The sequence below is a fragment of the Martinezella sp. CNPSo 3957 genome (genome assembly GCF_057784395.1).
In genome coordinates this window covers 23,982-39,955 of record NZ_JBXSOU010000019.1, presented here as the reverse complement: position 1 = coordinate 39,955, position 15,974 = coordinate 23,982, and the positions used below count along the sequence as shown (strand labels likewise).

Here is a 15,974-nt window from a genome sequence, read left to right as displayed (position 1 = left end):
TGCGGAAAAGATCGAATATTACGGAAAAATAGATGTTATTTCATTGGTTTACCGATTTATCCAAAGAGCATCTGGCGTATTTATGATTTGTTGGTCTTAAATACGAATCCTCACCGCGGATGGACGGTGGAACAGCCAGGGAATTGCTCGGGAGGCCTAATGATCGACGATATTCTCGACCGGATGACGCTTGAAGAGCAGGTTTCGCTGCTGTCGGGCGCCGATTTCTGGACCACGGTGCCGGTTGAGCGCCTTGGCGTCCCGAAGATCAAGGTCACGGATGGGCCGAACGGAGCTCGCGGCGCCGGCTCGCTGGTTGCCGGCGTTAATGCGGCCTGCTTTCCCGTTGCGATCGCGCTTGGCGCCACATGGGACCCCGCCCTTGTCGAACGTATGGGCGTGGCGCTCGCCGGCCAGGCCAAGAGCAAGGGCGCCTCGGTGTTGTTGGCGCCGACGGTCAATATTCACCGCTCTGGCCTCAATGGCCGCAATTTCGAATGCTATTCGGAAGATCCCATGCTGACGGCCGCTCTTGCCGTTGCCTATATCCAGGGTGTGCAGAGCCAGAGTATTGCCGCCACGATCAAGCATTTTGCCGGCAATGAATCCGAGATCGAGCGCCAGACGATGTCGTCGGATATCGATGAACGCGCCCTTCGCGAAATCTATCTGCCGCCGTTCGAGCAGGCCGTGAAGAAGGCCGGCGTCATGGCCGTCATGTCCTCCTATAACAGGCTGAATGGCACCTATACGAGCGAGCATCCCTGGCTTTTGACCAAGGTCTTGCGGGAGGAGTGGGGATTCGGCGGTATCGTTATATCGGACTGGTTCGGCTCCCATTCGACAGCGGCGACCGTCAACGCCGGGCTCGATCTGGAAATGCCTGGTCCGACGCGTGACCGTGGCGAAAAGCTCGTGGCGGCGGTGCGCAACGGCGAGGTCAAGTCGGAAACGGTGCGCGAGGCTGCTCGCCGCATTCTGACATTGCTTGAGCGGGTCGGCGCCTTCGAGAAGACGCCTGATTTGAGCGAACACGCACTTGATCTGCCGGAGGATCGCGCGCTGATCCGCAAGCTCGGAGCCGAGGGTGCCGTGCTCTTGAAGAACGACGGCATTCTACCGCTGCAGAAGACAGGCCTTGGGCATGTGGCTGTTATCGGACCGAATGCCGCCGAAGCCCGGGTCATGGGTGGCGGCAGCGCCCAGATCGCAGCGCACTACAGGGTCAGCCCCTTGGAAGGCATCCGGCAGGCACTGTCGAATGCCAACAGCATTCACCATGCTACCGGCTGCCGCAACAATCGCCTCATCAATGTCTTCTCCGGTGAGATGCGGGTGGACTATTTTAAGGGCCGCGATCTTGCAGGACCGGTGATGGTCACCGAAACGGCAAGCAAGGGTGAGTTCTTCTGGTTCGATCTGCCGTCCTCCGAGCTCGATCCCAATGAGTTCTCCGCCCGGATGACGGCCTCCTATGTGCCGACGGAGAGCGGGGAGCATGTATTCGGTATGACGAATGCGGGTCTTGCCAAGCTCTTTCTCGACGGCAAGCTCGTCGTCAACGGCTATGACGGCTGGGCTCGCGGCGACAATTACTTCGGCACCGCCAATGTCGAGCAGCGACAGGGCATCCATCTGGAAGCCGGACAGAGCTACAGGGTGGTGGTCGAATATTGCTCGTCCGCGACGACCGAGGAGGGGATCAATCTGACGGCGGTACGCTTCGGCGTGGAGAAGCCGCTCGGCGAAGAGGCGATGCTGGATGCCGTCCAAAAGGCAAGCGATGCAGACGTCGTTCTGCTCTTTGTCGGCCGCGACGGCGAGTGGGATACGGAGGGCCTCGATCTGCCAGATATGCGCCTGCCGGGTCGTCAGGAAGAACTCATAGACCGTGTGGCGGCCGCCAACGCCAATACGATTGTCGTGCTCCAGACCGGCGGCCCCATCGAGATGCCCTGGCTCGGCAAGGTTCGGGCCGTGTTGCAGATGTGGTATCCCGGTCAGGAGCTCGGACATGCCGTTGCCGATGTGCTCTTCGGCGATGTCGAGCCTGGCGGACGTCTGCCGCAAACCTTCCCGAAGCGCCTATCGGATAACTCCGCCATGGTTGGCGACGCATCCGTCTATCCCGGCAAGGATGGGCATGTGCGTTACGCCGAGGGCGTCTTCGTCGGATATCGCCATCATGATAAGCGCGATATTGAGCCCTTGTTCCCCTTCGGCTTCGGTCTGGGCTACACGCGATTTTCCTGGGGCGAGGCCCAGGCTTCGGCAACGAGAATGGACCAGGATGGCATCACCGTGACGGTCGATATCATCAACACCGGCGACAGAACCGGTTCGGAGCTTGTGCAGCTTTACGTGCGCGCGCCTGCTTCGACAGTCGAGCGGCCGGATAAGGAGTTGCGCGCCTTTGCCAAGCTTCGGCTGATGCCGGGTGAAAGAGGCACCGCCTCTCTTGTCGTTCGTCCGCGCGATCTGAGCTATTTCGACGAGCGGATCGGAGCATTTCGAGCCATCGCCGGTCGCTATGAGCTTCTCGTGGCCGTCAATGCTCTCGATATCCGCTCCGCCGTTGCGATCGAGCTTGAAAGCGAATGGATTGGTGAGGTTTCGGACCGTTCGATCTGATATCGCGAACGGCCGCAGCTGACGAAATCAAGCATAAGTCAGGGAGGGCGCAGGTCTACGCCCTGCAATTGCCGCAGATTTTGCATTGACGCGTGTGGAACTTCCTAGCGACGGCGCATGCGATAGGGCGGCAGCCGGCCGGAAAATGCCGACGTCTCGTCATCCTCTGCCGATGATTCCATTTGAAAGATCTGCCCGACGGGCTTTGGCCGGCCGAGGAAGAAGCCTTGTGCCTCGTCGCAGCCTTCGACGCGCAGGATTTCGAGCTGATGGTTGGTCTCGACGCCTTCCGCCAGAACAGGGATATCCAGGCTCTTGCCGAGCGTCAGTACTGCGCGAACGATCGCTTTTGCCTGAATGCTGTGATCCACCTCATTCATGAAGGAACGATCGAGCTTGATCTTGTCAAAGGGGAAGGATCGCAACGTATCGAGCGAGGAATATCCGGTGCCGAAATCATCGATAGCAACGGTCACGCCGAGATCCCGGATCTGCCGCAGGACATGCAAGGTCCGAGTTTTATCGGCAATAATTGTGGATTCGGTAATTTCAAGTTCCAGCCGCGATGGCGCAAGGCCGGTTTCGAGAAGGATCGTATGAACGAGCTTTGCAAGATCCGCATAAGCAAACTGTACGGGCGAGAGGTTGACGGCGATCTTGTAGGGCTGTTCCCATGATGCTGCCTCCTTGCAGGCCGTGCGCAAAACCCATTCGCCGATGACGAGGATCGTGCCGCTTTCTTCCGCGATCGGAATGAATTCCGAAGGCGGCACCGCGCCATGCTCGGGATGATGCCAGCGGACGAGGACCTCGTAGCCGCAGATCTGCCCTGTGCGAACTGATGTCTGTACCTGATAGTGCAGGTCGAGCTGATCCAATTCGACGGCGCGGCGTAGATCTTGCGCCAGCGTATGACGGGCGCGGGCAGCTTCATCCATCTTGGATTCATAGAAGCAGACAGCGCGGCCGATGTCGGCCTTGGCGCGATACATTGCGAGATCGGCGTTGCTGACGAGGCGCTCCTGGTCGACGTCATCGTCGGGATAGATGGCAACACCGATGCTGGCGCCTGTCACTGTCTCGAAGTCGTCGATCCGGATGGGCTCGAACAGGACTTTCTCCAGCCGGGCTACGAAATCCAGCAGCTCGCTCTGTTCGCGAAAGCGCTTGGCCGCGGCAAACTCGTCGCCACCGACACGAGCAACGAACTCGCCGTCCCGGACGAGGCGCAGCAGGCGTCGTCCGATTGCCTTTAACGCCTGGTCGCCAGCCTTGTGTCCTCGCAGGTCGTTGATTTCCTTGAAGCGATCGAGGTCGATGCCGATGACCGCGAGTTTTACGCCGTCTTCCTTGGCATGACCGATCTCGCGCTGCAGATGGTCAGTGAAACTGCTGCGGTTGGGCAGGCCCGTCAGCAGGTCGTTGAGTGCCATATGCTGAAGCTTCTCGATGGATTCGCGCGAGGCCCGCTCGTCGATCATGTAGCTTGCCACGCCTGTACCGATAATAAGCAATCCGCCGCCGGCAACAGCAACCGCCATAGCCTTCAGTGCGTAGGTGTCCGCAATCGCAGCGCCGGTTGCAAGCGGCGTGACAGAGACGGCCGTCATCGCCGTAAAATGAAGCGAGACCACGGCGATGACAAAGAGAGCGAGGCCGGCGATCGGGGAGAGCTGCCAAGGCCGGCGCACGGCCTGATTGAGTGCAAGCGCTGCAAAAATCACCGAAAGGGCAACAGAAGCGGCAACATAACCCTGGTTCCACTCAACGATGCCATCGACGTGGTAGGCCAGCATACCGGTATAGTGCATGCTGGTGATGGCAAGGCCGACGACGGCTCCGCCGAATTCCGGTGCGATGCGCGGCAGGCGCGACAAGGCGATCGCAAAACCGCCGGCACAGCCGATGGCGGCCAAAAGAAACGAGGCCATCGTCAGGATGGGATCGAAGGTGACCGGCGCGCCGACTTCATAGGCCAGCATGGCTATGAAATGCGTGCACCAGATCGACGAACCGGCAGCCACGGCGGTCAGAAAAATCCAGCCGCCACGTTGAAGGTCGCGCGTCTTTTCGGCTCGGCGGAGCAGATTGAGGGTGATCCATCCGCCGCTGACGCAGACGAACGCCGCCAGGAGAACGAGCCACAGATTGTGCTCCGTGAAGATGCAGGAAAGAACGCGCACGCAAAGATCCCAACATTAACCATCAGGGTGAGGGGCAGTTTCCGATGCGGTCAGCTGCGCCTGATATCGACACTGCTGCTTTCACGGGTAAACACTGAAAATCAAGTAAAGATACTTGGCGTGAAATTGCAATTTCTGCAACCTCCGGCTTTGTGCCCGCTGCATATCTTCTTTACGAAGTATTGGATTTTGCGCATCTTTTTCGTTTCGAACGAGCATTTCATCGCGTTCGATTTTCATCCGCCGTTTGCGCCATGCACAGATATATTACGGATTCTTGGTAAATTTCCCCTGAATATTGGAAGTATAATTGAGAAACTCTCCCTTATGAGAATCTAAATATTTCTCGAATATAATATACATAAGTATATTTGAAAGTAATAATGCTTTCATTTTGGCGAATGTTTTGACGCTGCAACTTATAATGTAGAAGGTTTGCTTGTGAAGAGATCTACGATTTATCTGAAGTCCCTTTATGCCATGCGAAAGCTCTCGGGACGACTGTTTCTGGATCGGTCGGGCAATTTCGGGATCACAACGGCATTGGTCGCCGTTCCGTTGATCGCGGCTGGGGGACTGGCGCTCGATATCACCAATGCGATGCTCGTGCGAACGGAGCTGCAGAATGCTGCCGATGCGGCCGCGGTCGGCGCAATTGCGGATTCGTCGCCGGCTGTTGCGGCTGCCATGGCCATGACAAGCGATGGGACCGTCACGATCGGTCAAAGCGATGCCAACAAGCTCTTCTATGGCCAGGCGTCCAGCGATATTCAGAACATACCGGTTAACGTCAGCGTCGGGGTAATGCGTACGGGAAATGTTGTCTCATCGACGGTCAATTTTTCGGCGAACGTACCGACGACGTTGAGCCAGATTATCGGAAAAACATCCATTCCCGTCAGCGGCTCGGCATCTGCACAGTATCAGACGGCGAATTTCATGGATTTCTACATGCTGCTGGACAACACGCCATCCATGGGGATCGGTGCTACCATGGCCGATATTGATAAAATGGTGGCAAACACGTCAGACAAATGTGCCTTTGCGTGCCACGACAGCAATAACCAAAACAATTACTACAATCTCGCAAGTCGCCTTGGTGTCAAGACCCGTATCGCTGTCGTCGGGCTGGCGACACAGTCGCTTACGGGTACTGCTAAGACGAACCGGGTAACACCCGATCAGTACAGGATGGCCGTCTATACATTCGGTAAAGATACCTCGACAATTGGCTTGACCAACGTATCCCCGCTATCATCCGATATGGCGCAGGTCAGTGATGCCATCAGCAAGAACGTGGACCTGATGTCTGTTCGAGGGCAAGGCGACAACAACGACCAGGATACGAGTTTCGATACGATGCTGACGCAGCTCGCGCCGATCATTGGCTCGGGCGGCAGCGGAAATACCAGCACCGATCGCCAGAAAGTCCTCTTCCTTGTCACCGACGGCGTCGGCGACAGCTATAAGCCCACGACCTGCACTAAGCCGACCACGAATGGTCGCTGCCAGGAGCCGCTTGCCACCGCCTTCTGCCAGCCGCTGAAAAACCAGAACATCAAGATCGCTATCCTCTATACGACCTATTTTCCCTTGCCGACAAACGGCTGGTACAACCAGTGGATCGCGCCGTTCCAATCGCAAATCGGCACCAATTTGCAGACTTGCGCCTCACCCGGCCTCTATTTCGAGGTGAGCCCGACGCAAGGCATCTCCGACGCGATGAACGCGCTCTTCCTCAAGGTCATTCGTACGCCGCGCATCACAAGCTGACGCCAAGCCGCGCACTGACCAGACCGGGAAGGCTAGGCGAAGGCCAGTGATTTGAGCAGGCCGACGATCTTCTGGCGCGTTCTGGCATCCTTGATTTTTGTGAAAGCCCGATTGAGTTCCAAGCCCTCTTCGGACGACAGGAAGCCGACGAGGTCGTTGCGCGGCGCGTCGGTTGGAACAGGATTATCAAAGGCTGTATTGTCGAAGAAGTGCGATATCGGGACGCCGAGGCTGTCAGCAACACGTTGCAGACGACTTGCGCCGACGCGGTTGACGCCTTTTTCATATTTCTGGACCTGCTGGAAGGTAAGGTCCAGTTTCTCGGCGAGCGCCGATTGGCTCATGCCAAGCAGGCGCCGTTGCGCGCGGATACGTTTACCGACTTCGACATCGATCGGGCTCGGCGCCTTCTTTGCTGCGATTTCCTGCATTGGTTCCTCCTCTTGGCGCTTATCGATCTTTGTGACCGGAGGCTGATGGCGGATGCCGCAGCACTTCCGAACGCCTCGCTGGAGAAGCGTTTCGCTATGACTGCCGGGAGTTACGGCAGACGACAACCTCGATTTATTTCGAATAGCGACGGGCGTTCTGTTTCCTGCGCCTTTGGGACCGGCCCCGCGCAATTTGACCATTCGTGAGCGTACCGCTCGCAGTCGATGGAGCTTGCTCCTAGCCGGTGGCTGCCTCGCGATTGATCTGCCGTATCGTGTCGATGAAAGCCCGGAGCTTTGGCGCCAGCTCGGCGCGGCGCGGAAAATAGAGGAAAAGACCTGCTTCCGTCACCGCATAGTCGCCCAGGACCTGAACAAGCCTGCCGGATGCGATCTCTGTCTGCACGAGCGGCTCGAAGACATAAGCCAAGCCGACGCCCGCCAGCGCAAGCTCGACGGCCGAATGCGATTCTGTGACGATCGCCTGGCCGCTGACGGTCACGGCGACATCGCGCCCGTCTTCAATGAATTCCCACTGATAAAGGCCGCCGGAGCGGATAAGGCGATAACCGATGCATATGTGATCTGCGAGATCAGCCAGCGTCTTCGGCCGCCCGAACCGCCCGATATAATCGGGTGATGCCACCACGATCGCGCGGAAAGGCGGGGTCAGGCGGACCGCCACCATATCCTGAGCGATCATCTCTCCGACGCGGATACCGGCGTCGAACCCCTCGGAAATGATATCGGTCAACCGCTCATCGGAGAATATCTCGATCTCGACCTCCGGATAACGTTCCGCCATGGCCCTGATGACGCGGGTTATCGCAAGCGGCAGACTGATGCGGGAGGCATTGATGCGCAGCAGGCCGCTCGGCTTTCCCTTGGCCGCCTTGATGCGCTCCATACGATCGTGAATGTCCCGCAGCGCAGGATTAATCGTTCCGATCAGGCTTTTTCCGGCTTCCGTTAGCGCAACACTGCGGGTCGTCCGGGCGAAGAGCGGCTGTCCAAGTCTTTCTTCCACCAGCCGAACGGCATGGCTGACGGCCGATGGGCTCATGCCCAGTTCGCTGGCAGCGGCCGCAAATCCGCCGCGGCGCGCGACGGCGGCGACGATAGGCAAATGTGTGAGCAGATCGCGATCCATTGCTGAGCCATATCGCATAATGAATGCAGATTAAATGACCTTATCGAACGGACGGAAAGTAGCGAAGCTATAAGCACTGAATTGCGGCCGACCGCTTTCGATTATCGAGCTGGTTTGGTGCGCCACAGAGGAGAATAGTGATGAGCATGGAATTTTACGCGCTTGGCAATAGCGGACTGAAGGTGACGCGGCTTGCACTTGGAACTATGACCTTCGGCACGGAATGGGGATGGGGTGCCGACAAAGAAGCGGCGCGAGCCATCTTCAATGCCTATGTCGATGCCGGCGGCAATTTTTTCGATACTGCCGATGCCTATACCGGTGGTACGTCGGAGACTTGGCTGGGCGAGTTCATTGCTGAGCGCGGCTTGCGCGACGATGCCGTCATTGCGACCAAATTCACCATGAACCTTGCGGCCCAGACGCCGAATGCGGCCGGCAATGGCCGCAAGAATATCCTGCGGGCGGTCGAGGGATCGTTGAAGCGGCTCAACACGGACTATATCGACCTCTACCTCATGCATTGCTGGGACCGCCTGACGCCACCGGAAGAGGTAATGCGTACCTTTGACGACCTAGTGCGCTCGGGCAAAGTCCGGCATGTCGGTCTGTCCGATGTTCCGGCTTGGTATGCGAGCCGCGCCCAGGTCATTGCCGAATATCGCGGTTATGAGCCGATCTCGGCGCTTCAGCTCGAATATTCCCTGGCCGAGCGCAATATTGAGAATGAATTCGTACCGTTCGGGACGCGTTACGGTGCCGGCATCATGGCCTGGAGCCCGCTTGCGAGCGGTCTGCTCAGCGGCAAATATCGCCCCAGCAGCCAGGGAGAAACGGCCGGCCGCCTCGAAACCGTACGGGGCACGAGCAATCCCGGTTTTCAGAAATTCAACGAGCGCAACTGGGCGATCGTCGCCGAGTTGGAAAAGGTGGCGGGCGAGCTTGGCCGCAGCATGGCACAGGTAGCGGTCAACTGGGCGATGACGCAGCCCGGCATTGCCTCGATCATCGTCGGCGCGACGAAACTGGAGCAGCTAAAGGATAATCTCGGCGCGCTGGAGTTCACGATACCGCACGAACTGCGCCAACGCCTCGATGATGTGAGTGCCCTGCCATCGACCTTCCCATACTCCTTTTTCGGACCGGAGATCCAAGGCAGCCTGACCGGCGGCCAGACTGTCGGCGACAAGCCCGTGGGTTACTATCCGGATCTCAACATCTCGGGAAAGTTTGCAGGTGTCAGCTAAAGACGTCACAGCCATCGCAACGCGCTGGGCAACTGACAGCGCGTTGCGATGAAATGAACGATTGCCTTGTTTCCTCCGGTTTCTGCTGCTAGAGACCCCGCCGTGGCTTTGAAAAGCCATGAAATCCGGTCGCAGCCCACCCGGTCAAAACAAGGGATCCTGAATTATGAAGACTATCGTGATCTGCTCCGGCGGATTGGACTCCGTTTCGCTCGCCCATAAGGTCGCAGCCGAACATCAGCTTATCGGCCTCGTCTCCTTTGATTACGGCCAAAGGCACCGCAAGGAGCTGGAATTTGCCGGCGCCTGCGCCAAGCGTCTCGGCGTGCCGCATGAGATCATCGACATCACCGCCATCGGCCGGCATCTGACCGGATCAGCTCTGACAGATGATGTCGAGGTGCCGGACGGGCACTATGCCGAGGAAACCATGAAGGCGACGGTCGTACCGAACCGTAACGCGATCATGCTGGCGATCGCCTTCGGGCTTGCGGCGGCGCAGAAGGCGGATGCCGTCGCCGTTGCGGTTCATGGCGGCGATCATTTCATCTATCCCGACTGTCGCCCGGGTTTCATCGAGGCTTTCCAGCAGATGCAGAAGCAGGCACTCGACGGCTATGCCAGCGTTTCGCTCTACGCGCCCTATGTGACGATCTCCAAGGCGGATATCGTTGCCGATGGCGCCCGGCATAAGACCCCCTTTGCCGAAACCTGGTCCTGCTACAAGGGCGGAGAGCGCCATTGCGGCCGCTGCGGCACCTGTGTGGAGCGGCGCGAAGCCTTCCATCTCGCTGGTATCGCAGATCCCACGGAATATGACGATGCCGATTTCTGGGTTGCCGCGACATCGGGCTTTTCGGCTGAGGAGGTGAAGTGATGTATCGCATCACCAAGGAGTTTCATTTCTCCGCGTCGCATCAGCTCTCGCATCTTCCCTCAGATCACCATTGCGCGCGCCTGCACGGGCACAATTATATCGTCGTTGTGGAGCTTTCGGCCGGCGAACTGGACGAGAACGGGTTCGTGCGAGATTATCATGAGCTGCAACCTCTGAAGCGCTATATCGACGAAGCGTTCGATCATCGCCATCTCAATGATGTCTTTGGACATGACCGGGTGACCTCGGAGTATCTCGCCAAGCATTTCTATGACTGGTGCAAGGAGCGCTTGCCGCAGACATCTGCCGTGCGAGTCAGCGAAACCCCGAAGACCTGGGCGGAATACCGGCCATGAGCGAAGCGCCCATTCGCATCAGCGAGATCTTCGGGCCGACGATCCAAGGCGAGGGCATCCTGATCGGCCTTCCGACGATCTTCGTGCGCACAGGCGGCTGCGATTATCGCTGTTCCTGGTGCGATACGCTGCATGCCGTCGATAGTGATTATCGCGATCAATGGCGGCCGATGTCGGTCGACGAGATCTGGCAGGAGGTAACGCGACTTTCAGGCGGCAAACCGCTGACCATCTCGCTCTCCGGCGGCAATCCTGCGATCCAACCGCTCGGCCCGCTGATTGCGCGCGGCCATGCGGAGGGATATCGCTTCGCGCTGGAGACTCAAGGGAGCGTGGCCAGGGAATGGTTCGCCGAACTCGATGTGCTCGTGCTGAGCCCGAAGCCTCCATCGAGCGGCATGGCGACGGACTGGATCGCCTTCGACGACTGTCTGCGCATGGCGGGCAGCGGACCGCAGATCGCCTTGAAGATCGTCATATTCGACGAGCTCGACTATGAATATGCGCGAGACGCGGCTGCTCGCTATCCTCAATTGCCCGTCTATCTGCAACCCGGCAATCATACGCCGCCGCCAGCCGATGCAGAGGATGCCATTGTCGATATTGACGGCATCGTCGAGCGGATGCGCTGGCTCGTGGAAAAGGTCAGCAATGATCGATGGTTCGAGGCGAGGGTGCTGCCGCAACTGCACGTGATCATCTGGGGAAACAGGCGCGGCGTTTGATAGATTGCGAACGGGCCACATTTTGCCTGGCCCGATCGCAATTTACATTTTTGTAGGCCAACCAGCAGAGCCGCATCGGTACTGCGTTACGATTTCTCCTCGCGACTGCCATGCTCGACGGTATTCGACATCGCTGATTTGAGTTCAGCATCGAAAATTCCCGCAAGTGTCTTGAGGATCTGCAACACGCCCGGATGATCGCAGGTATAGTATCTATACTGCGCCTGACGGCGCACTTTGACGATGCCGGAATGATGCAAGCGGGTCAGGTGCTGGCTGAGGGCTGATTGCGATATTCCAAGCTTCTTGGCCAGGCTGTTTACATCCTCCTCACGGCCGGACAGATGAATACAGACCTCAAGGCGTTTGGGATTTGAAAGCTGGCTGAGAAGATCTGCATGGTAGATGAGACGCTCATCTTCTGTGGTCTGATCTGAGGAATACATAGCACGGCCAATCGTCGATAGTTAATCTTAAAATCCACCTGCAGCGCGTGATGATAAGCGCAAAAGTTGCAAAATTATGGTTTGGATATTCCAAAACGTCGCATCCTCGCGGAGCAGGCGGCCCCTCCCAGTTCGGCCGATTTCCAGGAAATCAACCTCTCCCAGCGGTCAACTAGGGTCCTATTGTAATTTTGGAATATGTACCGCTTTGGGTTTTGCAATTATTCTGTAACAAAATCGAACGAAATGCCTTGTTTTTGTCCGGGTTCTGACATCGCACTGCTAATAAAGCGGCTTATCTTCTGCTCCAACGAACAGGAGGTAACCATGACCCAAAGGGACTTGACGATCGCCGAAGTTCTCAAAGATCCGCTGATCCGCCAGGTCATGCGCGCGGATCGCATTTCCGTGACTGGAATGGCAAGCCTGCTGCAGGATGCCGCGCGCCGGCAGGAGCGTGCCTTGTCCGCCAATCTGGCGCCGATCACCCATGCCGCTTCGTGCTCCAGGCCGCAGGCCGATTTGCGCTGAGATCGTCTGTTCCGGGCCGACATGGCAATCGCTCCGTGACGAGCGCTTTGCCATCACTTCAGATTTCAGGGCAGGGTGGTCCTGGGCATGATTTAGGGCCGCCTCATTTCGCCCGACGCCTTTGGCCCGCTGTCACAGTGCGCCGCTTCGGTTCAAGGAGATCGCGTAGACGCTTGTCGTTGCCGTCATGAAAAGCTTGTGCTTGCCGCGACCGCCGAAGCAGAGGTTGGACACTGTTTCCGGTACCAGGATCTTGCCCATGAGATGGCCGTCGGGCGCGATGCAATGCACGCCGTCGGCTGCCGAAGACCAGAGATTGCCGTCGCCGTCGAAGCGCATGCCGTCAGCACAGCCCGGCGAAATCGCATGAAATACCTCGCCGCCGGAGAGCTGCCAGTTTTGGCCGACGTTGAAGACTCGGATATGTTGCGGATCGTTGCTATGCATGCGACCGGTATCGGCGACATAAAGCTTCGTCTCGTCAGGACTGAAGGCAAGCCCGTTCGGGCAATTGAAATCCGTCAGCACGGCCTGAATGGAGCCGTCTGGATCGACGCGATAGACATTGCACGGCAGCTCCTGCTCGCTCTTATATCCCTCGTAATCCGTCGCGATGCCGTAATGCGGATCGGTAAACCAGATCGCGCCGTCAGAGGCGACGATCACATCGTTGGGTGAGTTCAGGCGCTTGCCCTGATAGCGATCCGCGATGACCGTGATGGAGCCGTCATATTCGGTGCGCGTGACACGCCTGATGCCATGCTCACAGCTGACGAGCCGGCCCTGCCGGTCACGGGTATGACCGTTCGAAAAATTCGAAGGTTCGCGAAAGACGCTGGTGCCGAGCCCCGGCATCCAGCGCATGATGCGGTTGTTGGGAATATCCGAAAAGAGCAGGCAATTCAGATCTCCGAACCAGACAGGGCCTTCCACCCAGTCGAAACCGGTGGCGATTTGCTTGACGGGGGCATTGCCAAGAACAAATTTCCCAAAGGCCGGGTCGATGATTTCGAAGAACGACATTGTGACAATACCTCCCGTAATGCTAGATCGTGCGTTGATCTGTTATCGATAACATAACTCGATGAGTCCGCAATGAGGAGGATAGTGCATGAGCCACGTTCTGACGTCGAGCGTCTTGAGTGACGAAGGTGTGATGACCTTGTTGAACGCCGCCATTTCCGCCGCGACCGCGATGGGCCAGCCGCAATGCATCGTCATCGTCGATCAATCCGGCGTGACGCTCGGCTCCTTCCGCATGCGCGGTTCGCGTTTTCAGTCGCTGAAAAGCGCCGGTGCTAAAGCACAGACGGCGGCCTCCATCGGCGCTCCCAGCCATTCGCTGCCGGACCATGCGCGAGTGCCGCTGGCAATCGCCACCGACGGCGGGATGACGGGGTTGCGCGGCGGTTTGCCAATCCGCGTCGGCGGCGCGCTTCTCGGCGGCATCGGCGTCGGTTCGGGTTCCGGCGAGCAGGACGAACAGGTTGCCCGCGCCGCGCTCGAAGCGATCGGCGCCGACCTAGACTGAACGGGTGAGCGCGAAATCCCTCTTCGGCTTCAATCGAGTGGATTTCGCGCCGCTTTCGTTCAGTTGAAGGCGATCTGCGCCTTCATGGCCTGGCTTCGATCCGACGCGATCTCGAAGGCGCTGATCGCGTCGGCAAGCGGGACTGTGTGGGTGATGAGCGGCCGCACATCGATAAGGCGCTTGCGCATCAGATCGACGCCAACCGCAAACTCTTCATGAAAGCGGAAAGAGCCACGCAGTTCCAACTCCTTTGCCGTAATCGCCAGCATCGGCAGGCTCATGTCGCCGCCGATACCAAGCTGTACGATGATCCCCCGCGGTCTCAGTGCCGCAATGCCACCGGCGAGGGCCGCCGCCGCACCTGAGCATTCATAGAGCACATCGAACGTGCCCTTGTCGGAGGAATAGGCGGCAAGCGCTTCAGGTTCGTCCTTCGTATTGATGACCCTGTCGGCTCCTGCCTGCCTGGCGAGCGACAAGGTGAAATCCGAAAGATCGGTCGCGACGATCTCGACGGCGCCAGCGCGGCGGGCCGCCAGGATCGAGAGGACGCCGATCGGACCGCAGCCGGTCACGAGAACGCGTTTGCCGAGAAGCTCGCCCGCACGCCGCGTAGCGTGCAAGGTCACGGCCAAAGGTTCCGCCATGGCCGCTTCACCCGGCGTCAGGCCATCGGCCGGCACGCATTGAATGGCATCGGCCACAAGCGTCTCGCGAAAGGCACCCTGGATGTGCGGGAAGGGCATGGCGCTGCCATAGAAGCGCATGTTGAGGCATTGATTGGGCAGTCCCTGCAGGCAGTAGCGGCAGGTGCGACAGGGGCGGGAGGGGGAAACGGCAACGAGCTGGCCGATCTCGAGCCCCTGCACGCCCGGACCGAGCGCGGTCACGGTCGCGCTGATTTCATGCCCGAGGATCATCGGTTCCTTCAGGCGAACAGTGCCGAAGCCGCCGTGATGATAATAATGTAGGTCGCTGCCGCAGACGCCGCCGGTTGCAAGCCGCAGCTTCACTTCTCCCGCGCCCGGTTCTTCCTCAGGATAATCCTCGATCCGCACATCCTTAGCGGCGTGGGCGATGATGGCCTTCATATCTTTCTCCTCAAAGAACGGGTGTCGGCAGTGCCTGGCCGGCGAAATGGGCGGCGAGATTGTCGCGCACCAGCTGACCCATGGCCTTGCGCGTCTCAACCGTGCCGGAGGCATGGTGGGGCTGCAGCAGCACATTGTCGAGTGCCAGGAAGCGCGGATTAAGCTTTGGCTCGCCTTCGAAGACGTCAAGGGCTGCCGATCCGAGCCTGCCGGTCTCCAACGCGTCGAGTAGGGCGTCTTCGTCTATATTGGACGCGCGGGAGATGTTGATCAACATGCCTTCCGGGCCGAGCGCCTCGATCACGTTACGACCGACGATATGGCGGGTGGCGGCGGAAGCGGCGAGCGTGACGAACAGGAAATCCGATTGTGCTGCGAGCTCGACGGGATCGGCGACAAAGGTCATGTCTGACGCGTAAGATTTCGCCTCGACGTCCGAATAGGCAATCTGCATGTCGAAGCCCTTCAGGCGTTTCGCGACTTCGAAGCCGATGCGGCCAAGACCGAGCACGCCGGCACGCCGTCCCCAGACGCGGCGTTTGAGGGGATAAAGTCCCTTCTCTGCCCAGCTGCCGTCACGCACCCATGTCTCTGCCCCGATCATGCCGCGCGAGAGGCAGAGCATCATCGCAATTCCAAGATCCGCCACATCATTGGTCAGGACGTCGGGTGTGTTGGTGACACGGATACCGCGCTCGCGGCAGGCTTGCAAATCGACGGCGTCGAAGCCGACGCCATAGACCGAAATGACCTCCAGTTTGGGGCAGGCCTCGATCATGGCGCGGTTGGCGCCGAGTTCGCCGCGTGTGGCGATGCCCCTGATCGACGGTCCGACCTCGGCGAGTAATCTGTCCTTGTCGGCCGCCTCGAAATAGCGATGAACCTGAAAGGCTGCGTCGAGAGGCTCTTGATCCCATTGCGGGTAGGGGCCAATCTGCAGGATTGGGGGCTTACTCATCTTGTGTGTCCTCCCTTGACATCAAATGTTATCGATAACATAAA

15 protein-coding genes are annotated in these 15,974 nt (G+C 58.6%); 8 read left to right on the top strand and 7 right to left on the bottom strand.

The window, feature by feature from the left end:
• The first annotated feature begins 159 nt into the window (after nucleotides 1–159).
• A complete protein-coding gene (locus AC13QE_RS28915) occupies nucleotides 160–2,631 on the top strand; it encodes a beta-glucosidase (RefSeq protein WP_488486306.1) in 2,472 nt (823 codons plus the stop codon).
• 104 nt (nucleotides 2,632–2,735) lie between these two features.
• Here AC13QE_RS28915 and AC13QE_RS28910 read toward each other — a convergent pair whose 3' ends face one another.
• The gene (locus tag AC13QE_RS28910) at nucleotides 2,736–4,814 is read right to left on the bottom strand and encodes a putative bifunctional diguanylate cyclase/phosphodiesterase (RefSeq protein ID WP_488486305.1); all 2,079 of its coding nucleotides are present in this window, start codon (nucleotides 4,812–4,814) and stop codon (nucleotides 2,736–2,738) included.
• A gap of 480 nt (nucleotides 4,815–5,294) precedes the next feature.
• Here AC13QE_RS28910 and AC13QE_RS28905 point away from each other — a divergent pair, with 480 nt between their 5' ends.
• Entirely contained in the window at nucleotides 5,295–6,587 is a 1,293-nt protein-coding gene (locus tag AC13QE_RS28905; protein WP_488486350.1) for a TadE/TadG family type IV pilus assembly protein, read from the top strand.
• A gap of 32 nt (nucleotides 6,588–6,619) precedes the next feature.
• Here AC13QE_RS28905 and AC13QE_RS28900 read toward each other — a convergent pair whose 3' ends face one another.
• On the bottom strand, nucleotides 6,620–7,018 hold the full coding sequence (locus AC13QE_RS28900) for a helix-turn-helix domain-containing protein (RefSeq protein ID WP_488486304.1): 399 nt from the start codon (nucleotides 7,016–7,018) through the stop codon (nucleotides 6,620–6,622).
• A 238-nt stretch (nucleotides 7,019–7,256) separates the two neighbouring features.
• On the bottom strand, nucleotides 7,257–8,168 hold the full coding sequence (locus tag AC13QE_RS28895) for a LysR family transcriptional regulator (protein ID WP_488486303.1): 912 nt from the start codon (nucleotides 8,166–8,168) through the stop codon (nucleotides 7,257–7,259).
• Between the two features lie 140 nt (nucleotides 8,169–8,308).
• Between AC13QE_RS28895 and AC13QE_RS28890 the strand changes: the two genes are divergently transcribed.
• The 4 genes from AC13QE_RS28890 (at nucleotide 8,309) to queE (ending at nucleotide 11,373) form a co-directional block, all read left to right on the top strand.
• Nucleotides 8,309–9,415 (top strand): aldo/keto reductase, encoded by a 1,107-nt coding sequence (locus tag AC13QE_RS28890; protein WP_488486302.1) that lies wholly within the window; start codon nucleotides 8,309–8,311, stop codon nucleotides 9,413–9,415.
• 166 nt (nucleotides 9,416–9,581) lie between these two features.
• Nucleotides 9,582–10,292 (top strand): 7-cyano-7-deazaguanine synthase QueC, encoded by a 711-nt coding sequence (queC, locus tag AC13QE_RS28885; protein ID WP_488486301.1) that lies wholly within the window; start codon nucleotides 9,582–9,584, stop codon nucleotides 10,290–10,292.
• Entirely contained in the window at nucleotides 10,292–10,648 is a 357-nt protein-coding gene (queD, locus tag AC13QE_RS28880; protein WP_488486300.1) for a 6-carboxytetrahydropterin synthase QueD, read from the top strand. Before queC ends, queD begins: the two co-directional genes overlap by 1 nt.
• On the top strand, nucleotides 10,645–11,373 hold the full coding sequence (gene queE, locus AC13QE_RS28875; RefSeq protein ID WP_488486299.1) for a 7-carboxy-7-deazaguanine synthase QueE: 729 nt from the start codon (nucleotides 10,645–10,647) through the stop codon (nucleotides 11,371–11,373). The genes queD and queE overlap by 4 nt, the downstream gene beginning before the upstream one ends.
• 86 nt (nucleotides 11,374–11,459) lie before the next feature.
• On the opposite strand, the gene AC13QE_RS28870 is transcribed toward queE, so the two are convergent.
• A complete protein-coding gene (locus AC13QE_RS28870) occupies nucleotides 11,460–11,819 on the bottom strand; it encodes an ArsR/SmtB family transcription factor (protein WP_488486298.1) in 360 nt (119 codons plus the stop codon).
• Nucleotides 11,820–12,146: 327 nt separating this feature from the next.
• On the opposite strand from AC13QE_RS28870, the gene AC13QE_RS28865 reads away from it, so the two are divergent.
• Nucleotides 12,147–12,350 (top strand): hypothetical protein, encoded by a 204-nt coding sequence (locus tag AC13QE_RS28865; RefSeq protein ID WP_132720104.1) that lies wholly within the window; start codon nucleotides 12,147–12,149, stop codon nucleotides 12,348–12,350.
• Between the two features lie 132 nt (nucleotides 12,351–12,482).
• Here AC13QE_RS28865 and AC13QE_RS28860 read toward each other — a convergent pair whose 3' ends face one another.
• On the bottom strand, nucleotides 12,483–13,373 hold the full coding sequence (locus AC13QE_RS28860) for an SMP-30/gluconolactonase/LRE family protein (protein ID WP_488486297.1): 891 nt from the start codon (nucleotides 13,371–13,373) through the stop codon (nucleotides 12,483–12,485).
• Between the two features lie 88 nt (nucleotides 13,374–13,461).
• On the opposite strand from AC13QE_RS28860, the gene AC13QE_RS28855 reads away from it, so the two are divergent.
• Nucleotides 13,462–13,881 (top strand): GlcG/HbpS family heme-binding protein, encoded by a 420-nt coding sequence (locus AC13QE_RS28855; RefSeq protein ID WP_488486296.1) that lies wholly within the window; start codon nucleotides 13,462–13,464, stop codon nucleotides 13,879–13,881.
• A gap of 59 nt (nucleotides 13,882–13,940) precedes the next feature.
• On the opposite strand, the gene AC13QE_RS28850 is transcribed toward AC13QE_RS28855, so the two are convergent.
• Both AC13QE_RS28850 and AC13QE_RS28845 read right to left on the bottom strand, forming a co-directional pair.
• A complete protein-coding gene (locus tag AC13QE_RS28850; RefSeq protein WP_488486295.1) occupies nucleotides 13,941–14,972 on the bottom strand; it encodes an L-idonate 5-dehydrogenase in 1,032 nt (343 codons plus the stop codon).
• 10 nt (nucleotides 14,973–14,982) lie between these two features.
• Nucleotides 14,983–15,930, bottom strand: coding sequence for a 2-hydroxyacid dehydrogenase (locus AC13QE_RS28845; RefSeq protein ID WP_488486294.1), 948 nt, complete (start codon nucleotides 15,928–15,930; stop codon nucleotides 14,983–14,985).
• Nucleotides 15,931–15,974 lie beyond the last annotated feature (44 nt).

Bases quoted from the DNA above. Each gene is read 5' to 3' on its own strand.
- queC (WP_488486301.1), top strand. From the start codon at position 9,582: ATGAAGACTATCGTGATCTGCTCCGGCGGATTGGACTCCGTTTCGCTC.
- AC13QE_RS28905 (WP_488486350.1), top strand. From the start codon at position 5,295: ATGCGAAAGCTCTCGGGACGACTGTTTCTGGATCGGTCGGGCAATTTC.
- AC13QE_RS28900 (WP_488486304.1), bottom strand. From the start codon at position 7,018: ATGCAGGAAATCGCAGCAAAGAAGGCGCCGAGCCCGATCGATGTCGAA.
- AC13QE_RS28915 (WP_488486306.1), top strand. From the start codon at position 160: ATGATCGACGATATTCTCGACCGGATGACGCTTGAAGAGCAGGTTTCG.
- AC13QE_RS28860 (WP_488486297.1), bottom strand. From the start codon at position 13,373: ATGTCGTTCTTCGAAATCATCGACCCGGCCTTTGGGAAATTTGTTCTT.
- queD (WP_488486300.1), top strand. From the start codon at position 10,292: ATGTATCGCATCACCAAGGAGTTTCATTTCTCCGCGTCGCATCAGCTC.
- AC13QE_RS28845 (WP_488486294.1), bottom strand. From the start codon at position 15,930: ATGAGTAAGCCCCCAATCCTGCAGATTGGCCCCTACCCGCAATGGGAT.
- AC13QE_RS28890 (WP_488486302.1), top strand. From the start codon at position 8,309: ATGAGCATGGAATTTTACGCGCTTGGCAATAGCGGACTGAAGGTGACG.
- AC13QE_RS28870 (WP_488486298.1), bottom strand. From the start codon at position 11,819: ATGTATTCCTCAGATCAGACCACAGAAGATGAGCGTCTCATCTACCAT.
- AC13QE_RS28895 (WP_488486303.1), bottom strand. From the start codon at position 8,168: ATGGATCGCGATCTGCTCACACATTTGCCTATCGTCGCCGCCGTCGCG.
- AC13QE_RS28855 (WP_488486296.1), top strand. From the start codon at position 13,462: ATGAGCCACGTTCTGACGTCGAGCGTCTTGAGTGACGAAGGTGTGATG.
- queE (WP_488486299.1), top strand. From the start codon at position 10,645: ATGAGCGAAGCGCCCATTCGCATCAGCGAGATCTTCGGGCCGACGATC.
- AC13QE_RS28865 (WP_132720104.1), top strand. From the start codon at position 12,147: ATGACCCAAAGGGACTTGACGATCGCCGAAGTTCTCAAAGATCCGCTG.
- AC13QE_RS28850 (WP_488486295.1), bottom strand. From the start codon at position 14,972: ATGAAGGCCATCATCGCCCACGCCGCTAAGGATGTGCGGATCGAGGAT.